At 60.4% G+C, this 24,156-nt stretch carries 19 protein-coding genes and 1 pseudogene; 16 read left to right on the plus strand and 4 right to left on the minus strand.

The features are described 5' to 3' along the window. Positions 1-16 precede the first annotated feature (16 nt). Genes JLG71_RS11720 through JLG71_RS11740 form a run of 5 tightly spaced genes read left to right on the plus strand, consistent with a single transcriptional unit; the run spans position 17 to position 4,874 of the window. The gene (locus tag JLG71_RS11720) at positions 17-1,105 is read left to right on the plus strand and encodes an acyl-CoA dehydrogenase family protein (protein WP_048262556.1); all 1,089 of its coding nucleotides are present in this window, start codon (positions 17-19) and stop codon (positions 1,103-1,105) included. Positions 1,106-1,116: 11 nt separating this feature from the next. Continuing rightward, on the plus strand, positions 1,117-2,091 hold the full coding sequence (locus JLG71_RS11725) for an ABC transporter substrate-binding protein (RefSeq protein WP_102804045.1): 975 nt from the start codon (positions 1,117-1,119) through the stop codon (positions 2,089-2,091). Beyond that, the gene (locus JLG71_RS11730; protein WP_086544272.1) at positions 2,088-3,116 is read left to right on the plus strand and encodes an ABC transporter substrate-binding protein; all 1,029 of its coding nucleotides are present in this window, start codon (positions 2,088-2,090) and stop codon (positions 3,114-3,116) included. Before JLG71_RS11725 ends, JLG71_RS11730 begins: the two co-directional genes overlap by 4 nt. Then, entirely contained in the window at positions 3,097-4,092 is a 996-nt protein-coding gene (locus JLG71_RS11735; RefSeq protein ID WP_014229684.1) for an ABC transporter permease, read from the plus strand. The genes JLG71_RS11730 and JLG71_RS11735 overlap by 20 nt, the downstream gene beginning before the upstream one ends. After that, a complete protein-coding gene (locus tag JLG71_RS11740; RefSeq protein ID WP_049076253.1) occupies positions 4,086-4,874 on the plus strand; it encodes an ABC transporter ATP-binding protein in 789 nt (262 codons plus the stop codon). Before JLG71_RS11735 ends, JLG71_RS11740 begins: the two co-directional genes overlap by 7 nt. Positions 4,875-5,006: 132 nt before the next feature. Here the strand turns inward: JLG71_RS11740 and JLG71_RS11745 are convergent, their stop codons facing one another. Beyond that, positions 5,007-7,079, minus strand: a complete 2,073-nt coding sequence (locus JLG71_RS11745) for a TonB-dependent siderophore receptor (RefSeq protein WP_116279963.1) — start codon at positions 7,077-7,079, stop codon at positions 5,007-5,009. A 506-nt stretch (positions 7,080-7,585) separates the two neighbouring features. Here JLG71_RS11745 and JLG71_RS11750 point away from each other — a divergent pair. The 8 genes and pseudogenes from JLG71_RS11750 (at position 7,586) to JLG71_RS11785 (ending at position 14,740) form a co-directional block, all read left to right on the plus strand. Further along, on the plus strand, positions 7,586-8,407 hold the full coding sequence (locus JLG71_RS11750; RefSeq protein ID WP_014229681.1) for an ABC transporter ATP-binding protein: 822 nt from the start codon (positions 7,586-7,588) through the stop codon (positions 8,405-8,407). After that, positions 8,404-9,429, plus strand: coding sequence for a FecCD family ABC transporter permease (locus tag JLG71_RS11755; protein ID WP_025108187.1), 1,026 nt, complete (start codon positions 8,404-8,406; stop codon positions 9,427-9,429). The genes JLG71_RS11750 and JLG71_RS11755 overlap by 4 nt, the downstream gene beginning before the upstream one ends. Then, positions 9,426-10,478: a FecCD family ABC transporter permease gene (locus tag JLG71_RS11760; RefSeq protein WP_116279902.1), complete on the plus strand. Its 1,053-nt coding sequence runs from the start codon at positions 9,426-9,428 to the stop codon at positions 10,476-10,478. Before JLG71_RS11755 ends, JLG71_RS11760 begins: the two co-directional genes overlap by 4 nt. Beyond that, positions 10,469-11,442 (plus strand): annotated as a pseudogene (locus JLG71_RS11765) (iron-siderophore ABC transporter substrate-binding protein); the annotation flags it as partial. The gene JLG71_RS11760 and the pseudogene JLG71_RS11765, both read left to right, overlap by 10 nt. Further along, on the plus strand, positions 11,439-12,338 hold the full coding sequence (locus tag JLG71_RS11770; protein WP_014838722.1) for a MurR/RpiR family transcriptional regulator: 900 nt from the start codon (positions 11,439-11,441) through the stop codon (positions 12,336-12,338). The pseudogene JLG71_RS11765 and the gene JLG71_RS11770, both read left to right, overlap by 4 nt. A 95-nt stretch (positions 12,339-12,433) precedes the next feature. Next, entirely contained in the window at positions 12,434-13,201 is a 768-nt protein-coding gene (locus tag JLG71_RS11775) for a basic amino acid ABC transporter substrate-binding protein (RefSeq protein ID WP_004851663.1), read from the plus strand. A gap of 65 nt (positions 13,202-13,266) precedes the next feature. Next, positions 13,267-14,034 carry an amino acid ABC transporter permease gene (locus tag JLG71_RS11780; protein ID WP_004102832.1) on the plus strand — a complete coding sequence of 256 codons (768 nt, stop codon included), beginning with the start codon at positions 13,267-13,269 and terminating at the stop codon, positions 14,032-14,034. After that, positions 14,018-14,740, plus strand: a complete 723-nt coding sequence (locus tag JLG71_RS11785; RefSeq protein WP_025108184.1) for an amino acid ABC transporter ATP-binding protein — start codon at positions 14,018-14,020, stop codon at positions 14,738-14,740. The genes JLG71_RS11780 and JLG71_RS11785 overlap by 17 nt, the downstream gene beginning before the upstream one ends. A 100-nt stretch (positions 14,741-14,840) precedes the next feature. On the opposite strand, the gene JLG71_RS11790 is transcribed toward JLG71_RS11785, so the two are convergent. Further along, positions 14,841-16,046, minus strand: a complete 1,206-nt coding sequence (locus JLG71_RS11790; RefSeq protein WP_064375820.1) for an MFS transporter — start codon at positions 16,044-16,046, stop codon at positions 14,841-14,843. Between the two features lie 282 nt (positions 16,047-16,328). On the opposite strand from JLG71_RS11790, the gene JLG71_RS11795 reads away from it, so the two are divergent. Next, positions 16,329-17,480: a M20 aminoacylase family protein gene (locus JLG71_RS11795; RefSeq protein ID WP_025108182.1), complete on the plus strand. Its 1,152-nt coding sequence runs from the start codon at positions 16,329-16,331 to the stop codon at positions 17,478-17,480. Between the two features lie 271 nt (positions 17,481-17,751). On the opposite strand, the gene fdhF is transcribed toward JLG71_RS11795, so the two are convergent. Further along, a complete protein-coding gene (gene fdhF / locus JLG71_RS11800) occupies positions 17,752-19,902 on the minus strand; it encodes a formate dehydrogenase subunit alpha (protein WP_047723678.1) in 2,151 nt (716 codons plus the stop codon). Between the two features lie 236 nt (positions 19,903-20,138). Then, positions 20,139-21,221, minus strand: a complete 1,083-nt coding sequence (locus JLG71_RS11805; RefSeq protein ID WP_042945327.1) for a malate/lactate/ureidoglycolate dehydrogenase — start codon at positions 21,219-21,221, stop codon at positions 20,139-20,141. Positions 21,222-22,080: 859 nt separating this feature from the next. Between JLG71_RS11805 and tssB the strand changes: the two genes are divergently transcribed. Both tssB and tssC read left to right on the plus strand, forming a co-directional pair. Beyond that, positions 22,081-22,572: a type VI secretion system contractile sheath small subunit gene (gene tssB, locus JLG71_RS11810; protein WP_014229069.1), complete on the plus strand. Its 492-nt coding sequence runs from the start codon at positions 22,081-22,083 to the stop codon at positions 22,570-22,572. 40 nt (positions 22,573-22,612) lie between these two features. Then, complete coding sequence (tssC, locus tag JLG71_RS11815; RefSeq protein ID WP_025108179.1) at positions 22,613-24,148, plus strand: type VI secretion system contractile sheath large subunit; 1,536 nt, start codon at positions 22,613-22,615, stop codon at positions 24,146-24,148. The last annotated feature ends 8 nt before the right edge of the window (positions 24,149-24,156 follow it).

A 24,156-nucleotide genomic window follows, 5' to 3' on the forward strand; every position in this document is an offset into this window, starting at 1 on the left:
GGAGGTACGCCAGCTGATGGCGGAGCAGGCGGCCAGTCTCGACGCCAGCGGCGACTTTCCCCGCGACAATATCGACCGTCTGCGCCAGCGCGGTTTTTTAAGCCTCGCCGTGCCACAGCAGTACGGCGGGGCAGGTGCCGGCTTAGCCGAGCTTCAGCAGGCCATTGCGGCCATCGCCTGGGGCGAACCGGCGACGGCGCTGATCGTCTGCATGCAGTACCTGCACCATCTGCGGCTGGCGGAGAACGAGAACTGGTCCGAGCCGCTGCGCCAGCGGGTTTTTCATGATGCCGTCGAGCGGGGAGGCTTGATCAACAGCCTGCGCGTGGAGCCGGAACTGGGCTCCCCGGCGCGCGGCGGCCTGCCGCAAACCGTGGCGACCCGCCGCGCGGAAGGGTGGCAGATTAACGGCCATAAAATCTATACCACCGGTATTGAGGGGCTGAGCTGGCTGGCCATCTGGGGCCGCAGCGACGACGCTCCGCCGCTGGTCGGCACCTGGCTGGTGCCCCGCGACAGTGAGGGCATTACCGTGGTGAACAGCTGGGATCACGCCGGAATGCGGGCAACCGGCAGCCACGAAGTGGTGCTGAACAACGTCCGGGTGGCCGCAGAGCACGCGGTGGACGTGTGGCCCGCCGATGCGCCTCCCGCGCCGGATGCGGAGCAGTTTCGTCTGTTTGCCAACCGCCATACGGCGCTGCTGGCGGCGATTTACGACAGCATCGCGCGGGCGGCCCGCGACTGGCTGGTAACGTGGCTGGGTACGCGTATTCCGGGCAGCCTTGGGCAACCCCTTTCCAGCCTGCCGCGGGTGCAGGAAAAAGTCGGCCAGATTGACGGCTGGCTACTGGTCAATCGCGGTCTGCTGGAAAAGGCCGCGCAGCTGGGCTTTTCCGCCATTGAGGCGAATCTCGCGAAAGTCACGATTACCGACAACGCCATTCAGGCGGTGAACCTGGCGCTGGAGCTGACCGGCAACCATGGCCTGAGTCGGCAAAATCCTCTGGAGCGCCACTATCGCAACGTGCTGTGCGGGCGGGTACATACCCCGCAGAGCGACAGCGCGTGGCTGGCGGCCGGCAAACACGCTTTTCAAAAATAAGGATAATTCATATGCGCAGACTTAATGTTACCGGTTTAGCCGGGGTGGTTATGCTGCTGGCCCTGAGCGGCTATGCGGCGGCTCAGGAGCGAATCACCTTGCGAATCGCCGATCAAAAAGGCGGCATGCGTTCGCAGCTGGAGGCAGCCAACGCCCTGCAGGATCTCCCTTACGAGATTAAATGGGCTGAGTTTCCGGCCGCCGCGCCGCTGGCGGAAGCGCTTAACGCCGGGGCGGTGGATGCGGGAATTATCGGCGATGCGCCGCTGCTGTTCGCACTGGCTAACGGCGCGCCGGTTAAAGCCATCGCCGTCGATAAAAGCAACCCGGCCGGCACCGCGGTGCTGGTCTCGCCCGGCAGCGCGTTGAAAAGCGCCGCGGATTTAAAAGGCAAACGCATCGCTACCGGTAAAGGGTCGATTGGCCACTTTGTGGCGCTGAAAGCGCTGGAGCAGGCGGGAATTTCGCCGAAAGAGGTGCAGTGGGTGTTTCTCGGTCCGGTGGACGCCAAAGTGGCGCTGCTCAACGGTTCGGTGGACGCCTGGGCGACCTGGGAGCCCTATACCACGCAGCTGGTGAAGACCGCCGAGGGACAGATTCTGGTCAGCGGCAAAGGGCTGCTGCCGGGTAACACTTTCCTGGCGGCAACCGATGATGCCCTTAAGGATCCGCAGAAGCGCGCGGCGCTGCAGGATTACCTCAATCGCCTGGCCGGCGCCGAGCGCTGGGCCTACGCCAATCTCGATAGCTACGGTAAAACGCTGGGGGAAATTATTCGTTTCCCGGCGGATATCGCCCGCGCGCAGTTTGCCAATCGCCAGTCGCAGTGGCTGCGTCTGGACGCGAAGACGGTCGCTCAGCAGCAGTCGACGGCGGACTTTTACCTCACCAACGGGCTGATCCGCGCAAAGCTGGACGTGACGCCGACGTTTGATAACGGCTTTAGCGTGCCTGCCGTGCAGGCCCATGCGGAGGTGTCGCCATGATGACATCTCGCCGTCGTTTCTTACGCTTGACCGGCAGCCTTGCGCTGGCCGGGGCCTCTCTGCCGCTTTGGGCTCACGATATGGCGGCCATGGCGAGCGGTGAGGAACACCCGGCCCTGCGCCTGGCGCAGCCGTACAAAATCAAGCTGGCGATTAACAAAAGCGCGGTGTGCCTGGCGCCGGTTGCCGTCGCGGAGCAGCAGAAGATCTTCAGTAAATACAATCTCGACGTGGAGTTCGTTAACTTCGGCAATTCGACGGACGTGCTGCTGGAGGCGATTGCCACCGGCAAGGCCGACGCCGGCGTCGGGATGGCGCTGCGCTGGCTGAAGGCGCTGGAGCAGGGCTTCGACGTGAAGCTCACCGCCGGAACCCACGGCGGCTGCCTGAACCTGCTGACGGCGAAAAACTCGCCGTTCGGCGGCCTGGAGAGCCTGAAGGGGCAAACCATCGGCGTCACCGATATGGCCGGGCCGGATAAAAACTTCTTCGCCATCTTGCTTAAGCGCCACGGCATCGATCCGATAAGCGATGTGCAGTGGAAAGTCTATCCGGCAGATTTACTCAGCGTGGCGCTGGATAAACGCGAAATTGCCGCCATCAGCGGCAGCGAACCCTTCAGCTATCGTCTGCTGGACACCGGTAAATATCAGCTTATCGCCAGCAATATGACCGGCGATTACGCTAACCTGAGCTGCTGCGTACTGGGGGTCAGCGGTAGCCTGGCGCGCGATCATAAACCGGCCGCCGCCGCGCTCACCCAGGCGATTCTTGAGGCGCACAGCTATGCCGCCGCGCATCCGGAGAGCGTGGCGCAATCCTTCCTCGCCCATGCGCTGAATACCAATGAGGCGGAGGTCAGCGGAATTCTCCACGGCCAGGGGCACGGCCATCATGCGGTGGGCGAGGCGTTTGTCAAAGAGCTGACCCAGTACGCCGTGGATCTTCAGCGGGTGCAGGTCATTAAACCGGGAACCGATCCCCATCAGTTTGCGGAGAGCATTTATGTCAACGTTTTCGCCTGAACGGGTGCTGACGCGCCCGGCAAGCGGCAGGCCGCTGTGGAAGGAAGGCTGGCTTGCCGCCGCGCTATGGCTGCTGGGCGGCCTGTTTACCCTGGCCTGGCCCGATGCCGGGCGGCGCTGGCCGTTTAGCGAAGGGTGGGCGCTGGCGCAGTTCACCCTTGGCGGCGGACTGTTGCTGCTGGCGCTGAGCTACCGCTACTGGCGGCAGCGGGGGACTCGCCTGCAGCATGCCGGAAAGTGGCTGGCGCTGCTGCCGCTGCTTTTTGCGCTGTGGGAGGGACTGACGGCCAAGACGGCGTTTTTGCCGGTGCCGTTTTTCGCGCCGCCGCAGGCGCTGATTGAGGTGCTGCACGATGACTGGCCGCGCCTGCTTGATAGCCTTCTGCATTCGCTGGGGCTGCTCGGGCTCGGGGTGCTGCTGGGCACCAGCTGCGGTTTTATCAGCGGGCTGGCGATCGGCTGGTCCCAGCGGATCGGCTACTGGGTGCATCCGGTGTTGCGTCTGCTGGGGCCGGTGCCGTCCACCGCGCTGCTGCCGCTGTGCCTGTTTATCTTCCCCTCCAGCTTCGGCGCCAGCGTGTTTCTGATCGCGCTCAGCACCTGGTTCCCGGTGACCGTGCTGACCTGGTCCGGGGTTATCGGCATCGATAAGGCGTGGTATGACGTGGCGCGAACCCTGGGCGCCAGCCAGCGTTTCCTGATCCTGCGCGTGGCGATCCCCGCCGCGTTGCCGAACGTTTTTGTCGGCCTGTTTATGGGGCTTGGCGCATCGTTTTCGGTGCTGATCGTCGCCGAAATGGTCGGCGTGAAATCCGGTATCGGTTTTTATCTCCAGTGGGCGCAGGGCTGGGCGGCCTATCCCAATATGTACGCGGCGCTGCTGGTGATGGCGCTGCTCTGCTCCGGCCTGATTAGCGGGCTGTTTATGGTCCGCGACCGGCTGCTGAGCTGGCAGCGGGGAGGGATGCAATGGTAACTGCGAACGCCACTTCTCAGGCGGCATCGACCGGCGCGGCGGTGTCGATAAGTCATCTGCATCACGCTTTTAGCCTTGGCAAACAGACGGTGCCGGTGCTGGAGAATATCAGCCTGCAGCTGCGGCCCGGAGAGAGCGTCGCGCTGCTCGGTCCTTCGGGCTGCGGTAAATCCACTCTGCTGCGGCTGCTGGCGGGACTGGAGCCGCAGCAGGCCGGGCAAATTCAGATTGATGAGGCGGCGATGGGCGGACCGGGGCCCGAAAGGATACTGGTGTTTCAGGATCCGACCCTTTATCCGTGGCTGACGGTGCGGCAAAACGTGCTGCTGGGACCGCAGGCGCAGGGGAAAAAGGGGCTTGAGCCAAAGGCCGATGCGCTGATTTCGCGAATGGGGCTGCAGGCGTTTAGCGAAGCGTGGCCGCGCCAGCTTTCCGGCGGGATGGCGCAGCGTGCGGCGCTGGCCCGGGCGCTGCTGAATGAGCCGCGTCTGCTGCTGCTCGACGAGCCGCTGGGCAAGCTGGATTCCCTTACCCGCATCAGCATGCAGCGGGAGCTGATCGCCCTGTGGCAGCAGCAGGGCTATACCAGCCTGCTGGTTACCCACGATATCGAAGAGGCGCTGCTGCTGTGCGATCGGGTGTTAATCATGTCGCCGCGACCGGGGCGGATTATCGCCGAGTTTGCGCTGCCGCTGGCGTATCCCCGCCATCGCGACAATCCGCTGCTGCTGCAGCATCGGCAGGATATTTTGCGCATTCTTGGCCAGGGGGAGGACTGGTAAGGCAAGGCGTTATCCGGGGCGTGCTGATTCTGACCGTTCGGCGGGGATTCCCGGGGGCCGCGCCGCCCCCGGGCTACAGTGTGCTAGCCCGGATAAGGCGCCGCGCGCCGCGATCCGGGACAGGGATGAGGCTTAAAAATCCATCTTCACCGTAAACTGTACTTCCCGCGGATCGCCGATCTGGTTGCCGAGGTTATTGGTGCCGATGGAGGAGGTGTAATAGGTCTTATCGAACAGGTTCTTCACGTTAACCTGCAGGGTCACCGGATATTGCAGCTTCATCTTATAGGCCGCAAACACATCCGCCACCGCATAGCCCTGCAGATAATAATCCGCGCCGTTGGTGCCGGAACGTTTGCTCACCGCGCGACCGCCGCCCCCCACCGTCAGCGTATTGCTGTCATAGACATTGTGAATGTCGTAGCTCAGGAACAGCGAACCGGTGTGTTTCGGCACGTTCGGCAGCGGTTTGCCTTTGTAATCCGGATCGTCGGTGACCTTCGCATCGGTATAGCCGTAGCTGGCGATAAGGCTCAGGTTATCGGTCAGCGACCCGGCCACGTCCACTTCGACGCCGCGGGAGCGCACTTTACCGGCGGTTTTTGCCACCGTCTCATCGCCCACGGATTCCGTGTAGAGGACGTTGCGCTTATCAATATCAAACAGCGCGATATTGGCGGTGACGCCGTTGAACAGATCGAACTTCGCGCCCAGCTCGTAAGACGTCGACTCTTCCGGCGGCAGATTGCCAATATAGCTGGCGATAGAGGACTGCGGCATAAACGACTGCGCCACGTTACCGAACAGGGAGACGGACGGCGTCAGCTTATACACCAGGCCCGCTTTCGGCGTCCATTTCTGGTCGCTGCTGTCGGTATTGACGTTAAACGGGCGGCCCTTGCCGGCGTACTGGGTGTAATACTGATAGCGCACCCCGGCGACGGCAATCCACTTATCGGTAAGATAGAGCGCGTCCTGGAGGTAGCCCGCGTAGCTCTCCTGCTGAATACGCTGGTCGCTGTCGGATGCCGAAACGCTGGAGCATTTGCCAACAGTGCCGTAGACCGGATTATAGATATTGAAACCCTTGACGTTCTTACAGCGGATCATATCGGTGCGCAGCAGATCGTAATTCTCATAGGCCAGGCCGGTGAGGATCTCGTTGTAGAAACCACCAATGACCACGTTGCCCTGTAAATCCGTCCGCGTAGTGTGCATTTTCTGGGTGGAACCGTGGGTGGCATCGACGCGGCGGGTCAGGTTGCCGGTCGCCGAGTCGTAGGCCATTACCCTGGCCTGATCGTCGTTGTAATGATCCTGGCTGTAGCTGTAGTCGAAGCGGGCGGTCCAGGCGTCGCTGAGACGGTATTCGGCATTCAGCTGCGCGAGATCGGAATAACCGTCGGTAATATTAAACGGTTCATCAAAACGCGTTTTGCGATCGACGTTCACCGCATGGCCGGTATTCAGATCGAAGATGGTGCCGCGATCGAATGGGGCACTGTAGTCACGGTGCGAATATGAGACGTTCACCGTCGCCCGCTCGCCGAACCAGGTCAGGGAGGGGTTAATAAAGCTGCTCTTCTCTTTGCCGAAATTACGCCAGTAATCTTCATGCTGATATTCGCCAATTACCCGATACGCCAGCGGCGTCCCGTCGATGGGGCCGGTGACGTCAAACTGGCCGGTACCGCCGCCAAAGCTGGTGGAGGTGGCGGAGACGGAGCCGCCGAAGCTGCGCTCCGGGCGTTTGGTCACCACGTTGATTAATCCGCCGGGGTCGAGAATACCGTACAGCGTTGAGGCCGGGCCTTTGAGCACTTCGACGCGTTCGGTGGCGGCGGTGAAGCTGCGCGGCAGCACGGTACGCAGGCCGTTGGTCATGATTGAACCATCGCGGTTAGCGCCGAAGCCGCGGCGGGTGAAGGCGTCCTGGGTCCCGCCGAGGGTATTGGTTTGTACCACGTTGGCGACGTTATACAGCGCTTCATCGAGGTTCGTCGCATGCTGATCCTCGAGCACCTGCTCGCTGACGGTATTGACCACCTGCGGAATATCCAGCATCGGCATGGTAGTCAGCGTGGCGGTCGAGGTATTGACCGGCTGATATCCCTGGGTGGCGCGTTGCCGAGTGCCGTCGGCCACGACCGTTATGGTCTCGTCAGCGGTTTTCTTTGTTTTATCGGCGCTATTAACCGCTGCCAATAATCCCGGTGAGGTGAAAAAAATCAGTGAAAAAAGCGCACGCCCTTTTAATGCCGAATAAGGGACATTGAGTGGAATCATTTTTGTGTCTCGTGAACGAACCTCGCCTTTGCGGAGAGGTAAAGCCAATAAAATCATTGCCCTGAAAAATAAACCTGGCTGTTTTTTACGCCGCAACGCGCGCCAGATATGTAATTGAGAATCATTCAATCATGAAGGCATGTAGTAGTAAACGTTATGTAATATAAAAAACTGACGAAACAAATAATCAATCAATTAGCGAGGGAGGGGCTGGGCGAAAAAGTAATATCTTATTGTTTTAATTGATGATTAAAGTCTTTTTATGTTGTGAGGGTTTTGGTAGTAAACCCGCGCGGCCGGCGCCGTCATAGGGTATTGACTACTACATTCATCCACCGCATGATCAAAAGAGAATGAGATTTATTTTTGTTTGAGTGCGGAACGAGCGGGCCTGGCGCCACGCCGTTGCGGCGCGGGAGCGAGTTATGCCACAGCGGGTGTTGCCTGCAGAGCAGGGGATCGTCCTTGATTCCCTGTCGGCCGGATATGGCCAGACGCTAATTGTCGACAATATTCATCTGACCATCCCCCACGGGAAAATGACGGTACTGGCCGGCGCCAACGGCTCGGGGAAATCGACGCTGCTGTCGACTATCGCCCGGATGCTCAAGCCGCTGGGGGGCTGCGTACGTCTGGACGGCGAGGTGATTCATCAGATGCCGACCCGGGAGGTTTCCCGTCGGCTGGGCATTCTGCCGCAATCGCCGCTGACCCCGGAAGGGCTGACGGTTTTTGAACTGGTTTCGCGCGGGCGCTACCCCTGGCAGGGGCTGATGCGACAATGGTCCGAGGCCGATGAACGGGCGGTAGAAGAGGCGCTGCGGCTCACCGGTACCGCAGAGTTTGCCCACCTGGCGGTTGATAGCCTCTCCGGCGGCCAGCGTCAGCGCTGCTGGATCGCGATGGCTCTCGCCCAGCAAACGGCGACGATTCTGCTGGATGAGCCCACCACCTGGCTCGATCTGCGCTATCAGGTCGACATCCTTGAACTGCTGCAAACCTTAACCCGCGATCACGGCCGCACGGTGGTCACCGTCCTGCACGACCTGAACTTCGCGGTGAACTACGCCGACCTGCTGGTGTTTCTTAAAAAAGGCGCGATCGCTGGGGTGATTAATGAACAGGAAATCTGTACGCCGGAGCTGATCAAAACCGTCTTTGACGTGGACGTGCAGATGTCGCTCAACCCGCAGACCGGTAAGCCCTTTTTTATGCCGTTCCGCGCCCGTGAGGAGAAAGCGTTATGAGCGCCTCCGCGCTGCTGCTGCCGCGCCGACAATCCCGCCCCCGGCTGGCGCTGGTACTGCTGAGCCTGCTGCTGCTGGGCGGCTCGCTGGTGCATCTCGGACTTGGCGCGCGCTGGATTGCGCCGCAAACGGTGTTGCAGGCGCTGCTCCATTACGATCCGCGCAATTTTGACCACCGAATTATTGTCGATTTACGCCTGGTACGTCTCGCGGCGGCGCTGCTCACCGGCGCGGCGCTCGGCGTGGCGGGGCTGCTGCTGCAAACCGTGATCCGCAACCCGCTGGGCGAGCCGCATATTCTCGGCCTTAACGCCGGCGCTTCGCTGGCGGTAGTGGCGACATCGGCGCTGGGAATCAGCCTCGGCGGCGTGGCGTTAGCCAGACCGCTCACCGCCGCCTGCGGCGCGGCGCTGCTGTTTGGCGGCGTGATGCTGCTGTCGTCGTCCGGGCGGGGCGGCGTTACGCCGCTGCGCATTACCCTGTGCGGGGTGGCGCTGTCGGCCTTTGCCTCGGCTGTCACCGCGGCGATTCTGATCCTCGATGAACAAACGTTGCTGGCGATGCGCACCTGGCTGGCGGGCGATCTTGCCGGGCTGAACTGGCAAACGCTGCGCGCTGCGCTGCTCCCGGCGCTGGCGGGAGTGACGATCGCGCTGGTCATCGCGCCGCGTCTTAACGTGCTGGCGCTGGGCGATAAGGTCGCGCTGGGGCTGGGGGTAAAGATTGTTCAGACCCGCCTGCTGGGGCTGACCGCCATTGCGCTATTGTGCGGCTCGGCGGTGGCGGTGGCCGGGCCGATCGGCTTTGTCGGGCTGGTGGTCCCCCACGCGGTGCGCCGGCTGATTAGCGAAGATATTCGCCTGGCGCTACCGCTGGCCGCTCCGGTTGGCGCTCTGGTGCTACTGCTGGCGGATATCGCCGCTCGTACCCTGGTTGCGCCCCAGGAGCTGGCAACCGGCGCGATGACCGCGCTGGTGGGGGCGCCGGTATTTATTTTTATCGCCGCGAGGTTTTTTAAATGAAAAGCGCCGTCCGTCGCGCCGGCTTTCGGCCGCTGACCTGCGGCCGCTGGCACATTCTGCTGCGCCCTGCGGCGGTAAAAATCGCCGCTGTCGCGCTGCTCGTCATCCTGCTGCTGGCGCTGTTTGCCCTGACCCGCGGCAGCTTCCCGATGCCCTCCGGTACCCTGTTCCGTGCGCTGCTGGGGGCGGACATCGTGGGTGAACAGCAGCGATTTATCCTCTTTGATATCCGCCTGCCGCGGCTGTTTATGGCGCTGCTGTGCGGGGCGATGCTCGGTCTGGCCGGCGCGGCGATGCAGAGCATTACCCGCAACGGTCTGGCTGATCCCGGGCTTATCGGGGTGAAGGAGGGGGCCAGTATTGTCGTTCTGGCGCTGGTGCTGTTCTTCCCGGCGGTGGGCCTGGTCTGGCGGCCGCTGGCGGGAATGCTCGGCGGCGTGCTGGTGGCGCTGCTGGTTCTGGCGCTGGCCCGCGACTGTTCGCGCCCGCGCTTTATTCTCATCGGCATCGGCGTGTCGTGGACGCTGGCGGCGGCGGTGGGCATTTTTATGACCACCGCCGACGTGCGCGATGTTCAAACGGCGATGATCTGGCTGGCGGGCAGCCTGCACGCGGCGACCTGGCCGCTGTTGGCCGTCGCCTTCTGCTGGGCGCTGCCCGGGGCGCTGATCCTTTTTTTGACCGCCAGGGCCGCCGATGCGGCGCTGCTCGGCGACCGCACGGCCATCGGTCTCGGCGTACGCCTGCAGCAGCTAACCCTGCTGCGCTTTTTCGCGCCGGTGCTGCTGACCTCCGCCAGCGTTTCCTGCGTCGGAAGCCTCGGCTTCGTTGGCCTGATGGCGCCGCATATGGCGCGGTTTCTGCTGCGCGGCGGCCAGGTGGCGCTGCTCTGCGGCAGCGCGTTGGTTGGCGCGCTGCTGGTGTTAGCCACCGATACAATTGGCCGACTGGCTTTCGCGCCGCTGCAGATCCCTGCAGGGATCGTGATTGCGCTGGTAGGCTGTCCGTTTTTTATCGTTCTGCTCTGGCGTCGCCGTGACGCCCTGTAAATCAAAAAGGATCGCTATGCGTTGGTTCGTTTCTCTGCTGGTGCTGTTGGCGGGCGTCGCCTCGGCCGCCGATACGCAAACCTTTACCGATGATTTGGGTCGTACGGTGACCGTTCCGCTGCACCCGCAGCGCATTGTGTCGCTGCACGATCTGGATATCACCATCCCGCTGATCGAGCTTGGCGTCCCGCCGGTGGCCAGCCACGGGAGGACGCGTCCGGACGGCAGCCACTTTTTACGCGCCAGCGCACAGCTGACCGGCGTTGATTTCGATAACAGCGCGATTCGGTTTATCGGCACGGCGGATATCGATCTCGAAGCGGTGGCCGCCGCGAAACCGGACCTGATTATTACCGAGCCCAGCCGTCACGTTTCGGTGGAGCAGCTGGAGAAGATTGCGCCAACGGTCAGCATCGACCACCTGCAGGGCAGCGCGCCGCGCATCTACCGCAAGCTGGCGCAGCTCACCGGTACCCAGCCGCGGCTCTTAATCCTCGAACGCCGCTATCAGGCGCAGATAGCCCAGCTAAAGGCGATGGTGGATACGCAAAACATCGTAGTCTCGGTGATTCAGGCCAACAACGGCAAGGTGACCGTGCATCACGCCTATCATGCGCTGGGACGCGTGCTGCGCGATGCCGGATTCCGCTTCCCGCCGCTGATTGACAACATCCCCGATGGCCAGCGTATTGACGTCAGCGCCGAGCAGCTGCCGGCGCTGGATGCCGATTTCGTATTTGCCACCTGGCGTTCCGATACCGGCGGCAGGCCGCAGGATGAGCTGCAGGCGATGGAGGGCGTGATGCCCGGCTGGTGCGACTTTATGCGCGCCTGCCGCACCGGGCGCTACATTCTGCTGCCGCGCGAGGAGGTTATCTCTAACTCCTACGCCGCGCTGTCGCTGATGGTCGCCCAGGTACAGTCGCACATTGCCGGTCGTCCTTTGCCCGAGGGGCTGAAATGAAAACGGTGGTAAAAAGAGAGAAGGGGCGGGTTGACCTGTTCGGCGAACGTTTTCGCGCCCGCGCGCATCAGCTGTCGCCGCGTCTGCTGGCGGTGGTGAGCTATATCAACGAAAACCGGGAAGCGGTGCTGGAGCGCACGGCCATGGAAATCGCCGCCGCGACCAATACCTCGGACGCCACGGTGGTGCGCGCCATCCAGGCGCTCGGCTTCGCCGGACTGCGGGAGCTGAAGCAGACCATGGAGCGCTGGTTCGGCCCGTCGGCGACCTCGTCGGAAAAAATGATCTCCACGGTGAGCGCCTTATCCAGCGACGTCAATTCGAGCATCGATTTCGTGCTGGAAGGGCATCAGCGGGCCTGCGAAGTGCTTGCGCGCCCCGACAACCGCGCCGCGGTGGCCCAGGCGGTGGCGCTGCTGACCGACGCGCGCCAGGTGGGGATTTTTGGGATCGGCGCCTCGGGCATTCTGGCGGAGTATACCGCCAGGCTGCTGAGCCGCATCGGCCTGCCTTCGTACGTAATGAACCGCACCGGGTTTAGCCTCGCCGAGCAGCTGATCGGCCTGCAGCGCGGCGACGTGCTGATTATGATGGGGCAGAAGTCGCCGCACCGGGAGGGGATGACGACCCTGCGCGAGGCCCGCCGTCTGGGGATCCCGACGATTTTACTCACCCAGGCGCTGGACTCCCGCTTTAGCCAGGAGGCGCAGGTGGTCATTGAGGTGCCGCGCGGCGGCGATAATGGGCGGGTGCCGCTGCACGGGACGGTGCTGGTTTGCCTGGAGATGATCGTGCTGTCGGTCGCCTCCACCGCGCCGCAAAAAACGGTGAAATCGATGAAGCGGATCAATGAATTGCATCGGGCCATCGGGAAATCCGGCGGTAAACGAAGCTAAACGGCAGATAATTTACCGTCGGGAAGGTTTCCGGTTGCATGCCATGCTGACAGTGTGTATTTTTATGCAAAATTAATGCATAAAACGGAGTTGTCATGGTTAAGAAGTGGATGAAAGCATGCTGCCTGGTGGCGGCGATGATCGGCACCGCCCACGCGGCTCAGCAAACTTACGTGGTGGGATCCGGCGGAACCTATCGCCCGTTTGAGTTCGAGAACAGCCAGAAACAGCTGGAAGGTTTTGATATCGATATCATCAAAGCGATCGCCAAAGCGGAAGGCTTTGATATCAAACTGGTCAATACGCCGTGGGAAGGGATCTTCGCCACCCTCAACACCGGCGACCGCGACATTATTATCTCCGGGATCACTATCACCGATAAGCGTAAGCAGATGGTGGATTTCTCCGCCCCTTATTTCCCGGCCGAGCAGTCCATCGTCGTGCCGGCGGATTCAAAGGTCTCCTCCCTTGAGGCGCTGAAAAACGAGAAAGTCGGCGTGGTGAACTCCAGCACCGGCGATATCGTGGTTTCCGACGTGCTGGGCAAGAACAGTACCGCGATCAAACGTTTTGATAATACTCCGCTGATGCTGCAGGAGCTGTTTGAAGACGGCGTGAGCGCGGCGGTCGGCGACGTCGGCGTGGTGAAATACTACATCAAGCAGCACCCGGAGAAGCAGTTCAAGCTGGTGCCGGATGCCAAATTTGAGCGCCAGTATTTCGGCATCGCGGTGGCGAAAGGCAACAGCGAGCTGCAGGCGAAGATCAACGCCGGTTTACAGAAAATCATCGCTGACGGCACCTACGCCAAAATCTATAAAACCTGGTTCGACGAGAACGTCCCGACGCTGCCAGCGCAATAATTCGCATTTTTATTTTCATCACGGCTATCGACTCTGGCGATAGCCGTATTTTTTAGGGAAGGGCTATGACGGGATTCCGTTGGGAGATCATTGAGGAGTACGGTCCGCTGTTTATGGACGGTGCCCTGATGACCATTAAATGTACCATTATCTGCGTGATCCTCGGCACCCTGTGGGGGCTGACCCTCGGGCTGGGGCGGATGGCGAAAGCCGAGCACGGGGTATGGAAATACGTTCTGCGTTACCTGGTGCAGTTTCCGGTGCGCTTTTACGTCAGCGCGTTTCGCGGTACGCCGCTGTTCGTGCAAATTATGGTGGTGCACTTCGCGCTGGTGCCGCTGTTTATCAACCCGCGCGACGGACTGCTGGTGACCAGCGGCATGATGAGCGCTGATTTCGCTCGCGAGCTGCGCTCAAACTACGGCGCGTTTCTCTCCTGTATCGTGGCGATTACGCTGAATGCCGGGGCCTACGTGTCGGAGATCTTCCGCGCAGGGATCCAGTCGATCGATAAGGGGCAGATGGAAGCTTCCCGCGCGCTGGGAATGCCGTGGTGGAAAACCATGCGTCAGGTGATTCTGCCGCAGGCGTTTCGCCGCATTCTGCCGCCGCTGGGCAACAACGCTATCGCCATCGTTAAGGACTCCTCGCTGGCGTCGGCCATCGGTCTGGCGGATCTGGCCTACGCCGCGCGCACCGTTTCCGGCGCCTACGCCACCTACTGGGAACCCTACCTGACCATCTCCCTGGTTTACTGGGTTATTACTTTCCTGCTGGCGCAGCTGGTTAACCGTCTGGAAAAGAGGTTTGGCAAAAGTGATTCACATTCATAATTTACACAAGCGCTTCGGCGACAGCCACGTTCTGCGCGGCATCAGCTGCGACATTAAGCCGCAGGAAGTCGTGTGTATTATCGGCCCGTCCGGTTCCGGGAAAAGCACTTTTCTGCGCTGCATGAACGCGCTGGAAACCGTCAGCGAAGGCGAGGTTGAGGTAAACGGCTTCGCTGCCCACGATCGCGCCACCGATCTGAATAAGATGCGGGAAAGCGTCGGCATGGTCTTTCAGCGCTTCAATCTGTTCCCGCACAAAACGGTGCTGGAAAATCTGATTATGGCCCCGATGAGCCTGCGCGGCACGGCGCGCGCGGAGGCGGTGCGTCTGGCGGAAGAGCTGCTGGCGAAGGTCGGGCTGAGCGACAAGCGCGACGCCTGGCCCTCCAGCCTCTCCGGCGGGCAGCAGCAGCGGGTGGCCATCGCGCGCGCGCTGGCGATGAAGCCGTCGATTATGCTGTTTGATGAGCCCACTTCGGCGCTCGATCCTGAGCTGGTGGGCGACGTGCTGGAGGTGATGAAAAACCTCGCCAGCGAAGGGATGACCATGGTAATCGTAACCCACGAGATGGGCTTTGCTCGCGAAGTGGCCGACCGGGTTATCTTTATCGACCAGGGCATTATTCAGGAAGAGGGGAAACCGGCGCAGATCTTTAGCGCGCCGACTAACCCGCGCACCGCCGCGTTTTTGAGTAAAGTGCTGTAACGGCTACCGGCCCCGGCGCGCGACTGCGCTGCCGGGGAGAAGACCCTGCGCGGGCGATGAGGGAGCTTTCGTTCTGCCGAACCGTGCCTGCCCTTAAGCGTTACCGCGCCGCCTCGCTAATATCATCCATCTCTTCTTCGCGCTCGCGTTCGTCCGCCAGCAGGGCTTTTTCGCTTTTCCCCAGGCACTGAATCAGCAGGAACAGCGCGCCGCTGACAAACAGCGTCATCAGCAGACCATCATACCCCGCAACGCTGATCAGCAATCCGCTGACCACCGGTCCGGCGACGCTCCCCGCGGACCAAAAGAATCCCAGCAGGGCGTTGATCATAATCAGCTTCTGCCCGGAGAAGGTCTTCCCGGCGCGGACCAGCGACAGGGTATAGAGCGCCCCCGCCGCAGCGCCGAGAAGCAGGCAGCCGACAATCAGCTGGATATGCGACGCCAGCAGGAACGGTAAGGCCAGCAGGGCGAGGCAGAAGACCACCGCGCAGGTCAGATGCACGCGGCGGATACCGAAGCGGTCGGCAATCCAGCCCAGCGGCGCCTGGAATACGGCATCGCCGGTTAATACCACGGTGACCAGCAGTACCGCCGTCACTTCACTCAGCCCTTTATCCATACCGTAAAGCGGCAGCAGCGCCAGTATGCTGGCATCAAAAAAGGCGAAGCAGAATACGCCGGAAGCCAGTACTGGCAAAAAGGCGCCGAGGCTGCGCCAGCTGGCGCGTTCCGCCAGCCGTTCGCGGCTGCCGGAGGGCAAATGGCGGAGCATCAGCAGACAGGCGAGGGTCACCAGTCCGACGAGCAGCAGAGTCCATGATTGATACGCTTCTCCGGCGGAGATCAGCAGCGGCCCCGCCAGCTGACAGCCGGTAAAGGCGGAGGCATAAATGCCGGTCAGGGTTGCCCGGTTTTTACCCGCCGCGCCGCCGGTGATCCAGCTTTCGCCAATGACGATAATTACCCCTGACGCCAGGCCGGTCACCAGCCGCGGCAGCAGGAGATGAACCATATCAAACGACAGGCAGGAGGCGATGGTTGCCGCCGCCAGCGCCACCAGGCTTACGGAGAGCAGAAGCCCCATCTCGAAGCGCCGGCACAGCGCGGGCGAGAGGAAGGAGGAGATCATCATCCCCGCTGGCGGTAGCGCGGCCAGCAGGCCGACGTAAACGGTATCAATCTGCTGCTGCGCCAGCTCCAGACTGATTAAGGGCACCGTGTATCCGGTGATAAATCCCACTAATGAAGCCGCCATGATCATCGCCAGCGTGGGGGCAAGACGATTCTGCTCTGGGTTGAACATTTTATTTCCGGTTAAGGAGGTCTGTAGAGTGAATTATTCGGCAAAACGCCAGTATAGCTGCATAATAATTAATCGCACGCCTTATGTCACCGTTGATATGACTACAAAAAAACGCAGTGCAGGCGGGATGCCGCGCAAAGGCGCGTTGGCGCAGGGTTTGGCGGCAGTTGTCAGCGAGCGGGCGAAAGGATATAACCAATAGGCTAGCGGGTTACCTGTAGCCCCAACGTATTGCATAAAACACTCGTTCAGCGCTGAAGCTGTGCAGGAAAGGAGTAAGACATGGCTGTATCCCCTTCACTGATCGCCGAGGCCATTCGCTGGCGACGTGATTTTCATGCTTGCCCTGAGCTGGGGTATCAGGAACAGGAAACCTCTCGCCGGGTCGCTGAACTGCTCGCTTCATTTGGCCTTCAGGTGCATAGCGGTCTGGCGGGCACCGGCGTGGTCGCGACGCTGGAGAACGGCCCGGGTCCGGTAATTGGCCTGCGGGCCGATATGGATGCGCTACCGATCACCGAGCAGAGCGACGTCGACTATAAATCGCGTAATCCGGGCGTGATGCACGCCTGCGGCCACGACGGCCATAGCGCAATGCTGCTGGCGGCAGCGGCGCATCTGGCGCAAACCCGCCGCTTTCGCGGCACCGTTCACTTTGTTTTCCAGCCCGCTGAGGAGAACCTGGGCGGCGCGCGTAAGATGGTGGAAGAGGGGCTGTTTGCGCGCTTCCCGATGGATGCCATTTACGCGCTGCACAACTGGCCGGGTATGCCGCTGGGCCAGGTGGCGATCGGCAGCGGGGCGATGATGGCCTCTCTCGATGCGTTTGAAATTACCCTGACCGGCAAGAGCTGCCATGCGGCGATGCCGGAGCGCGGGGCGGACCCGATTGTCGCCGCGGCGCAGCTGATTATGGCGCTGCAAACCATTCCGTCGCGCCGCCTGTCGCCGCAGGAATCCACGGTGGTAAGCATTACCCAGATTTCCGGCGGGGAGGCGATCAACGTGCTGCCGGATAAAGTGGTGCTGCGCGGAACCTTCCGCTGTCTGAATAACCAGGTGCGTGAGCGGGTCAGGGGGCTGATTGAAAGCTATGTCGCCGCCCAGCCGCAGGTATCAGACGTGGAAGGCAAAATCGCCTGGTATCCCGGTTATCCCGTCACCACCAACCACCCGGCTGAAGCGCAAAAGGTTCGCGAGGTGGCGACCGCGCTGTTGGGGGAATCGGCGGTGAGCTGGAACGGCAATCCCTCTATGGCCTCGGAAGATTTTGCCTGCATGCTGGAGGCCTGCCCGGGCGCCTATTTCTGGATTGGCACCGATGGCGAGACGGCGTCAAAGCCGCTGCATAACGCCGGATATGATTTTAACGATGCGCTGATTCCGCACGGCGTGGCGCTGTGGACGGCGCTGGTGGAGAAACTGTTGGCGTAATAGACCGATCCCGGAGGCGATGCTGCGCATCTGTCCGGGCTACCGGCCCGCAGACGGCACTGAATCTGTAGCCAGGGCAAGGCGCGTTGCGCGCCGCCCCCGGGAACAGAGCGCAGAGTAGCTGAATTTCCCGGAGGCGATGCTGCGCATCTGTCCGGGCTACCGATCCGCAGATGGCGGTGAATCTGTAGCCGGGGCAAGGCGCGTTGCGCGCCGCCCCCGGGAGCAAAAGTGGATATGTGGGGAGATGCGCGCATCTCCCCGCGGTGTTTTACACGTTCACCGCCGCTTTCAGGCGGGCTTTCATCTCACTATAGCTTGTCCAGGCATACTGCTCGGCCCAGCGCTGATCCGCGATAGCCTCCACCTTCACCGCGCAGTATTTGGTTTCCGGCGTTTTCGAGATCGGGTCGAGATTATCCTGCGTCAGCTCATTACAGGCGCCGACCCACCATTGATAGGTCATATACACCGCGCCTTCGTTAATGCGATCGCTGATGTCGGCGCGGGTAATCACCTTACCGCGCCGCGAGCTGACCCACACCAGCTGCTGGTCGGCGATACCGAGGCGCTGCGCGTCGGCGCGATTGATTTGCACCCGGCCCGGCTCATCGGCAAGCGATTGCAGGGCCGCGCAGTTGCCGGTCATCGAACGACACGAGTAGTGGCCGACTTCGCGCACGGTACAGAGCACCAGCGGATACGCTTCATCCGGCGTCTCGGCAGGCGCGCGCCACGGGGCGGCGAACAGCTGGCCTTTGCCGGTTGGCGTATCGAAGAGGTTATCTTTATACAGCCACGGCGTACCGGGGTGATCCAGCGTCGGGCACGGCCACTGGACGTGGTTCATATCACCCATTTTCTCGTAGGTGACGCCGTAGAACAGCGGGCAGAGTTCGCGCATTTCGTCCCAGATCTGCTGGTTGTTATCGTAATGCATCGGGTAGCCCATTTCGCTGGCCAGCAGGCTGATGATTTCCCAGTCGCGCTTAACATTACCGGTGGCGATAATCGCCTGCTCGAAGCGCTGGAAGCCGCGGTCGGCGCAGGTAAAGACGCCGCCGTGTTCGCCCCATGAGGTGGCGGGCAGCAGCACATCGGCGATTTCGGCGGTTTTGGTCATAAAGATATCCTGCACCACCACAAAATCGAGCGCTTCAATCCCCTTACGCACCAGGCCTAAATCGGCTTCGGTTTGCAGGGGATCTTCACCCATGATGTAGTAGGCTTTGATTTCGCCAGCCAGCGCTTTGTGCGGCACTTCGGTGATCCGGGTACCGACCTGGTCGTCCATGACAGCCGGGTTAACGCCCCATGCTTTGGCAAACTTATCGCGAACGCTGGCGTCGGTGACGTCCTGGTAGCCCGGGAACATATTCGGCAGGACGCCCATATCGCAGGCGCCCTGGACGTTGTTTTGTCCGCGTACCGGACCCACGCCGACGTTGGCGCGTCCGAGGTTACCGGTTAACAGCGCCAGGCTCGCCAGCCCTCTGACGACGTCCACCGCCTGGCCGAACTGGGTGACGCCCATGCCCCACATAATGGTGGCGGAAGGCGCGGCGGCAAACATGCGCATCGCCTGGCGAATTTCAGCGGCCGGCACGCCGACGATCCCTTCGACGGCTTCAGGGGAATAGTCTTTCACCGTTTCGCGATAGGCGTCCAGCCCCTCGGTAAAGCGGTCGACGTAGTCGTGGTTATACAGATCCTCTTCCAGCAGCACGTGGGCGAAGGCGTTGACCAGCGCCATATTGCTGCCGTTATTGAGCTGCAGATGGCGATCGGCGATGCGGGCGGTTTCGATACGGCGCGGGTCGCAGACGATGATTTTCGCCCCGTTTTCGCGAGCTTTAATCACCCGGCGGGCGACGATAGGGTGGGAGTCAGCGCAGTTATAGCCAAAGACCAGCAGACATTTCGAGTTTTCGATATCGCTAATCGAGTTGCTCATCGCGCCGTTACCGAGTGCCAGCTGAAGCCCGGCTACCGACGGGCCGTGGCAGACGCGGGCGCAGCAGTCGACGTTGTTGGTGTGGAGCACGCCGCGGGCGAATTTCTGCATCACATAGTTGGTTTCATTCCCGGTACCGCGCGATGAACCGGTCGTCATAATGGCGCGCGGGCCGTGCTTCTCCTTTATTTCACGCAGTTTATTCGCCGTATAGCGGATAGCTTCCTCCCAGCTGACCGGGGTGAACTTACCGCCTTTCTGATAGCGAATCATCGGCTGCTGCAGACGCGGCGTCAGTAGCTGGGTGTCGTTGAGGAAATCCCAGCCGTAATAGCCTTTCAGGCACAGCTGATTTTGGTTGGTGACGCCATCGGCGGCTTCGGCACGGAGAATTTTATTGTTTTCGACGACCAGCTTAAGTTTGCAACCGGCCCCGCAATAAGGGCAAACGCTCGTGATTTTTTTCATCAGTAACAGACCTGTTAACAGAGAATAAACAACAACGACAGACCGGGCCCGGCCCGCCTTTGTCAGGGCGTCATGAGCCAGCGCACCGGCAAATGACGGGAGCGTTATGCATACGCTGTGCCAAAACTTAACTTATTGAATTTGTATAGAATAGTTGATCAGGCGGGGCGGGGCGGCGGTGATGTCGACACTAATGACGATGACATGACGCCCGTTCGGGCGTCATCGAGGAAAAATCAGGCCAGCTTCTGGCGCAGCTGCGCGAGGGTGTCGGCGGGTAAACCGACTTCTTCGGCGGCGGCGCAAATCGCCTGCCAGCTGCCGGCGTCCAGCGGTATCCCCTGCGCCAGACGCTGCTGGCGGTTAGCCTCTTCCCACTCGCCCGGGGCCAGAATCGGCGCGTCCGGGTCGTGCGGCGACCGTTTACACCAGTCGATAAACGCTTCGGTCTCGCGCTGCATATCCGGCGCATCGAACGCTTCCGGGCTGAGAATAATGGTGGTCATGCAGTTGAAGATAGCGTCCACGCTGCCCTGCAGCGTCTCCTGATGCGAGGTTTTACCGCCGGATACCGCGCCGCCGATAATTTCGCACAGCGTCGCCAGCGCGTAGCCTTTATGTTCGGCAAAGGTCAGCAGCGCCCCCAGCGGCGACGTCTGCATCACCGCCGGGTCGGTAGTGGGGACGCCGTGAGCGTCGATCAGCGACCCCGCCGGTACCGGGACGCCTTTATGCCAGGCGACGCGGGTTTTACCGAAGGCGATGGCGCTGGTGGCGTAATCCAGCAGCAGCGGCGGATGGCCGGCGCGCGGGAACACCACGCACAGCGGGTTAGTACCGAAGCGGCTGTCTTTCCCACGGAACGGGGCGACCATCACGTTGCCAACGACGTTAACGAAATGGATAGAGATCATTCCGGCGGCCGCGCACTGTTCCGCCCAGTAGCCGATGCGGCCAATATGGTGCGCATTGCGCAGCGCCACGGCGGCCATACCGTGCTCTCTGGCTTTCTTAATGCCGATCTGCATGGCTTCATGGGCCACGACCTGGCCGAAGCCGCCGTTGCCGTCCAGCGTGACCACCGCGCCCGCGTCTTTCATCACGCTGGCGTGGCGATTGAGCTGGAGATAACCCTGCGCGTGGGAGCGTACGTAGCTTGGGATCATGCCGACGCCGTGGGAATCGTGCCCGGCCAGGTTAGCGGCAATCAGATGGTCGGCGATAAGCGATGCTTCGGTGAGGGAGCTTCCCATATGGGTGAAAAGGGTTTTAACAAATTGATGCAGATCCGTGGCCTGGAAGCGATGTCCTGTTTGCACTGATTCTCTCCTGTGATTGGGTTGCGAATTCTTGTTTTAGTGTGTTTGCATTTCCATGCTGCGCTGAGCCACGGAGAAGATCAAGGTTTTGAATCTGTGGCGGTAAAGAGAAGGGCTGAGGGGGAAAGTGCAGCGTTGAGGCCGGGCAGTCTGGTTATGATATGAGGGATCATTAACGCTGAATGTTCTCTCTGGCGACTTGTCTGGGATGGCTCACCGTAGAAAGACGCTGTCTCTCTCTGTCCACGGGGAGGGCGCAAGGAAGGTTATAGGGCATGATATGAGTGAGAGGCATTATTGTAAGTTGTGTTTTAATATATCCGCTGAATAAAATGCCGCTATTTCTTTTTCGCTCAGCGCGACTCTATACGTTGTCCGGTTTAACCATCGATACCGGATATCTGACAAGTATTATTTGTAAGTTTTATATTAATCCTGTCAGCCATTAATTATAACCATGTTCATGCCCAGAGCTGGGTTTTTCATGTCCTGTGAAGAATAAAAAATAATTTATTTCTTACGCCCCTGCTCGCGCGCTTTTCAGTATTCGGAATGACCAGTATTTGCGTTACATATTGATTTGCATCAATCAACTCTGTGTATTCAGATATGAATTTAATTCATATTGCTGCATGAGGTATACATTCTGCCTTTATTGTAAGCAAATGGTTGTTATTACATACCGGCTTTGTTTGTCTCATGCATTTCATTTTTACATTTGCCTTAAGATGCCTGAGGAAAGTCTTATAATGGACTTTGCAACAGGCTGGTTGATATTTTTTGGCGCTTTGCTCTACTATATCCGGGTCATCACACACCGTTATCTTTAATACATTATTCCTCACGGGAAGGGACCGCTATGGCTGATACGTTCCAGAATGAGGTGCCCAAGGCACGCATTAATTTAAAGCTGGCTCTGCACACAGGAGGCGCGCAGAAGAAAGTCGAGCTGCCGCTGAAACTCCTCACCATCGGTGATTTCAGTAATGGCAAAGAAGACCGGCCATTATCGGAAAGAGCAAAAATCAACGTCAATAAAAATAACTTCAACAGCGTACTTTCGGAATTCAGCCCGGAAATCAGCCTCACGGTACAGAACACGCTGGCCGGCGATAGCGCCGAAGAAAATATTCAGCTCCGCTTCGCCGATATGAAAGATTTCGAACCGGAGCAGGTGGCCCGCCAGATCCCCCAGCTCCGCGCCATGCTGGCGATGCGGAATTTATTACGCGACCTCAAATCCAACCTGCTTGATAACGCCACTTTCAGAAAAGAGCTCGAGAAAATCCTGAAAGATCCGGCGCTGACGCAGGAATTACGCGACGAAATGAGCGCGCTGGCCCCGAAATAAACGGCGTGCGTTATTTAATGGATTAACCGGGAATATGCTGATGTCTGTAAATACTGAAACCGCCCCCGCGCAGGGGCAGACTGCTGTACTGGAAAAAGAGAGCGTTTACGCCTCCCTGTTTGACAAAATCAACCTGACCCCGGCGTCCCGCCTGGGCGATATTAACGACTTTCTGGATGATGCCGCGCTGTCCGACGCCCCGGCGGGCGAACGACTGACGGCGGCGATGCAGGTGTTTATGGACTGCATCCGTCAGTCCGGAAAGACCGTGGAGAAGCTCGACAAGACCCTGATTGACCACCATATCGCGGAGCTGGACTATCAAATCAGCCGCCAGCTGGACGCGGTGATGCACCATCCTGAGTTCCAGAAGGTGGAATCCCTGTGGCGCGGCCTGAAGCAGCTGGTGGACAGCACCGACTACCGCCAGAACGTCAAAACCGAAATTCTGGACGTCTCCAAAGACGATCTGCGCCAGGACTTTGAAGACGCGCCGGAGCTGATTCAGAGCGGCCTCTACTGGCACACCTACACCGCCGAGTACGACACCCCGGGCGGCGAGCCGATTGGCTCGGTGATCTCCGCGTATGAGTTCGACGCCAGCCCGCAGGACGTGGCGCTGCTGCGCAACATCTCCGGCGTCTCCGCCGCGGCGCATATGCCGTTTATCGGCGCCGTGGGTCCGGCCTTCTTTCTGAAAGAGTCCATGGAAGAGGTTGCCGCCATCAAGGATATCGGCAACTACTTCGACCGCGCCGAGTACATCAAATGGAAATCCTTCCGCGACACCGACGACGCGCGCTATATCGGCCTGGTGATGCCGCGCGTGCTGGGCCGCCTGCCGTATGGACCGGACACCGTGCCGGTGCGCAGCTTCAACTACGTCGAGCAGGTGAAAGGCCCGGACCACGAGAAATACCTGTGGACCAGCGCCTCGTTCTCTTTCGCGTCCAACATGGTGAAAAGCTTTATTAATAACGGCTGGTGCGTGCAGATCCGTGGCCCGCAGGCGGGCGGAGCGGTGAAAGATCTGCCGATCCACCTCTACGATCTGGGCACCGGCAACCAGGTGAAGATCCCGTCGGAGGTGATGATCCCGGAAACCCGCGAGTTTGAGTTCGCCAGCCTCGGCTTTATCCCGCTGTCGTACTACAAAAACCGCGACTACGCCTGCTTCTTCTCGGCCAACTCGGCCCAGAAGCCGGCGCTGTACGACACCGCCGACGCCACCGCCAACAGCCGCATCAACGCCCGTCTGCCGTATATCTTTCTGCTGTCGCGCATTGCGCACTACCTGAAGCTCGTTCAGCGTGAAAACATCGGCACCACCAAGGATCGCCGCCTGCTGGAGCTGGAGCTCAACACCTGGGTGCGCGGTCTGGTGACGGAGATGACCGACCCGGGCGACGAGCTGCAGGCCTCACACCCGCTGCGCGACGCGAAGGTGGTGGTGGAAGATATCGAGGACAATCCGGGCTTCTTCCGCGTGAAGCTGTACGCGGTGCCGCACTTCCAGGTGGAAGGGATGGACGTGAACCTGTCTCTGGTCAGTCAGATGCCGAAAGCGAAAGCGTAAGGCGGGGG

Origin of the sequence: Klebsiella michiganensis (assembly GCF_015139575.1) — a bacterium.
Lineage (GTDB): Bacteria > Pseudomonadota > Gammaproteobacteria > Enterobacterales > Enterobacteriaceae > Klebsiella > Klebsiella michiganensis.

Coding starts and splice junctions, on each gene's coding strand:
- JLG71_RS11720 (WP_048262556.1), top strand. CDS start 17: ATGGCGGAGCAGGCGGCCAGTCTCGACGCCAGCGGCGACTTTCCCCGC.
- JLG71_RS11725 (WP_102804045.1), top strand. CDS start 1,117: ATGCGCAGACTTAATGTTACCGGTTTAGCCGGGGTGGTTATGCTGCTG.
- JLG71_RS11730 (WP_086544272.1), top strand. CDS start 2,088: ATGATGACATCTCGCCGTCGTTTCTTACGCTTGACCGGCAGCCTTGCG.
- JLG71_RS11735 (WP_014229684.1), top strand. CDS start 3,097: ATGTCAACGTTTTCGCCTGAACGGGTGCTGACGCGCCCGGCAAGCGGC.
- JLG71_RS11740 (WP_049076253.1), top strand. CDS start 4,086: ATGGTAACTGCGAACGCCACTTCTCAGGCGGCATCGACCGGCGCGGCG.
- JLG71_RS11750 (WP_014229681.1), top strand. CDS start 7,586: ATGCCACAGCGGGTGTTGCCTGCAGAGCAGGGGATCGTCCTTGATTCC.
- JLG71_RS11755 (WP_025108187.1), top strand. CDS start 8,404: ATGAGCGCCTCCGCGCTGCTGCTGCCGCGCCGACAATCCCGCCCCCGG.
- JLG71_RS11760 (WP_116279902.1), top strand. CDS start 9,426: ATGAAAAGCGCCGTCCGTCGCGCCGGCTTTCGGCCGCTGACCTGCGGC.
- JLG71_RS11770 (WP_014838722.1), top strand. CDS start 11,439: ATGAAAACGGTGGTAAAAAGAGAGAAGGGGCGGGTTGACCTGTTCGGC.
- JLG71_RS11775 (WP_004851663.1), top strand. CDS start 12,434: ATGGTTAAGAAGTGGATGAAAGCATGCTGCCTGGTGGCGGCGATGATC.
- JLG71_RS11780 (WP_004102832.1), top strand. CDS start 13,267: ATGACGGGATTCCGTTGGGAGATCATTGAGGAGTACGGTCCGCTGTTT.
- JLG71_RS11790 (WP_064375820.1), bottom strand. CDS start 16,046: ATGTTCAACCCAGAGCAGAATCGTCTTGCCCCCACGCTGGCGATGATC.
- JLG71_RS11795 (WP_025108182.1), top strand. CDS start 16,329: ATGGCTGTATCCCCTTCACTGATCGCCGAGGCCATTCGCTGGCGACGT.
- fdhF (WP_047723678.1), bottom strand. CDS start 19,902: ATGAAAAAAATCACGAGCGTTTGCCCTTATTGCGGGGCCGGTTGCAAA.
- tssB (WP_014229069.1), top strand. CDS start 22,081: ATGGCTGATACGTTCCAGAATGAGGTGCCCAAGGCACGCATTAATTTA.
- tssC (WP_025108179.1), top strand. CDS start 22,613: ATGTCTGTAAATACTGAAACCGCCCCCGCGCAGGGGCAGACTGCTGTA.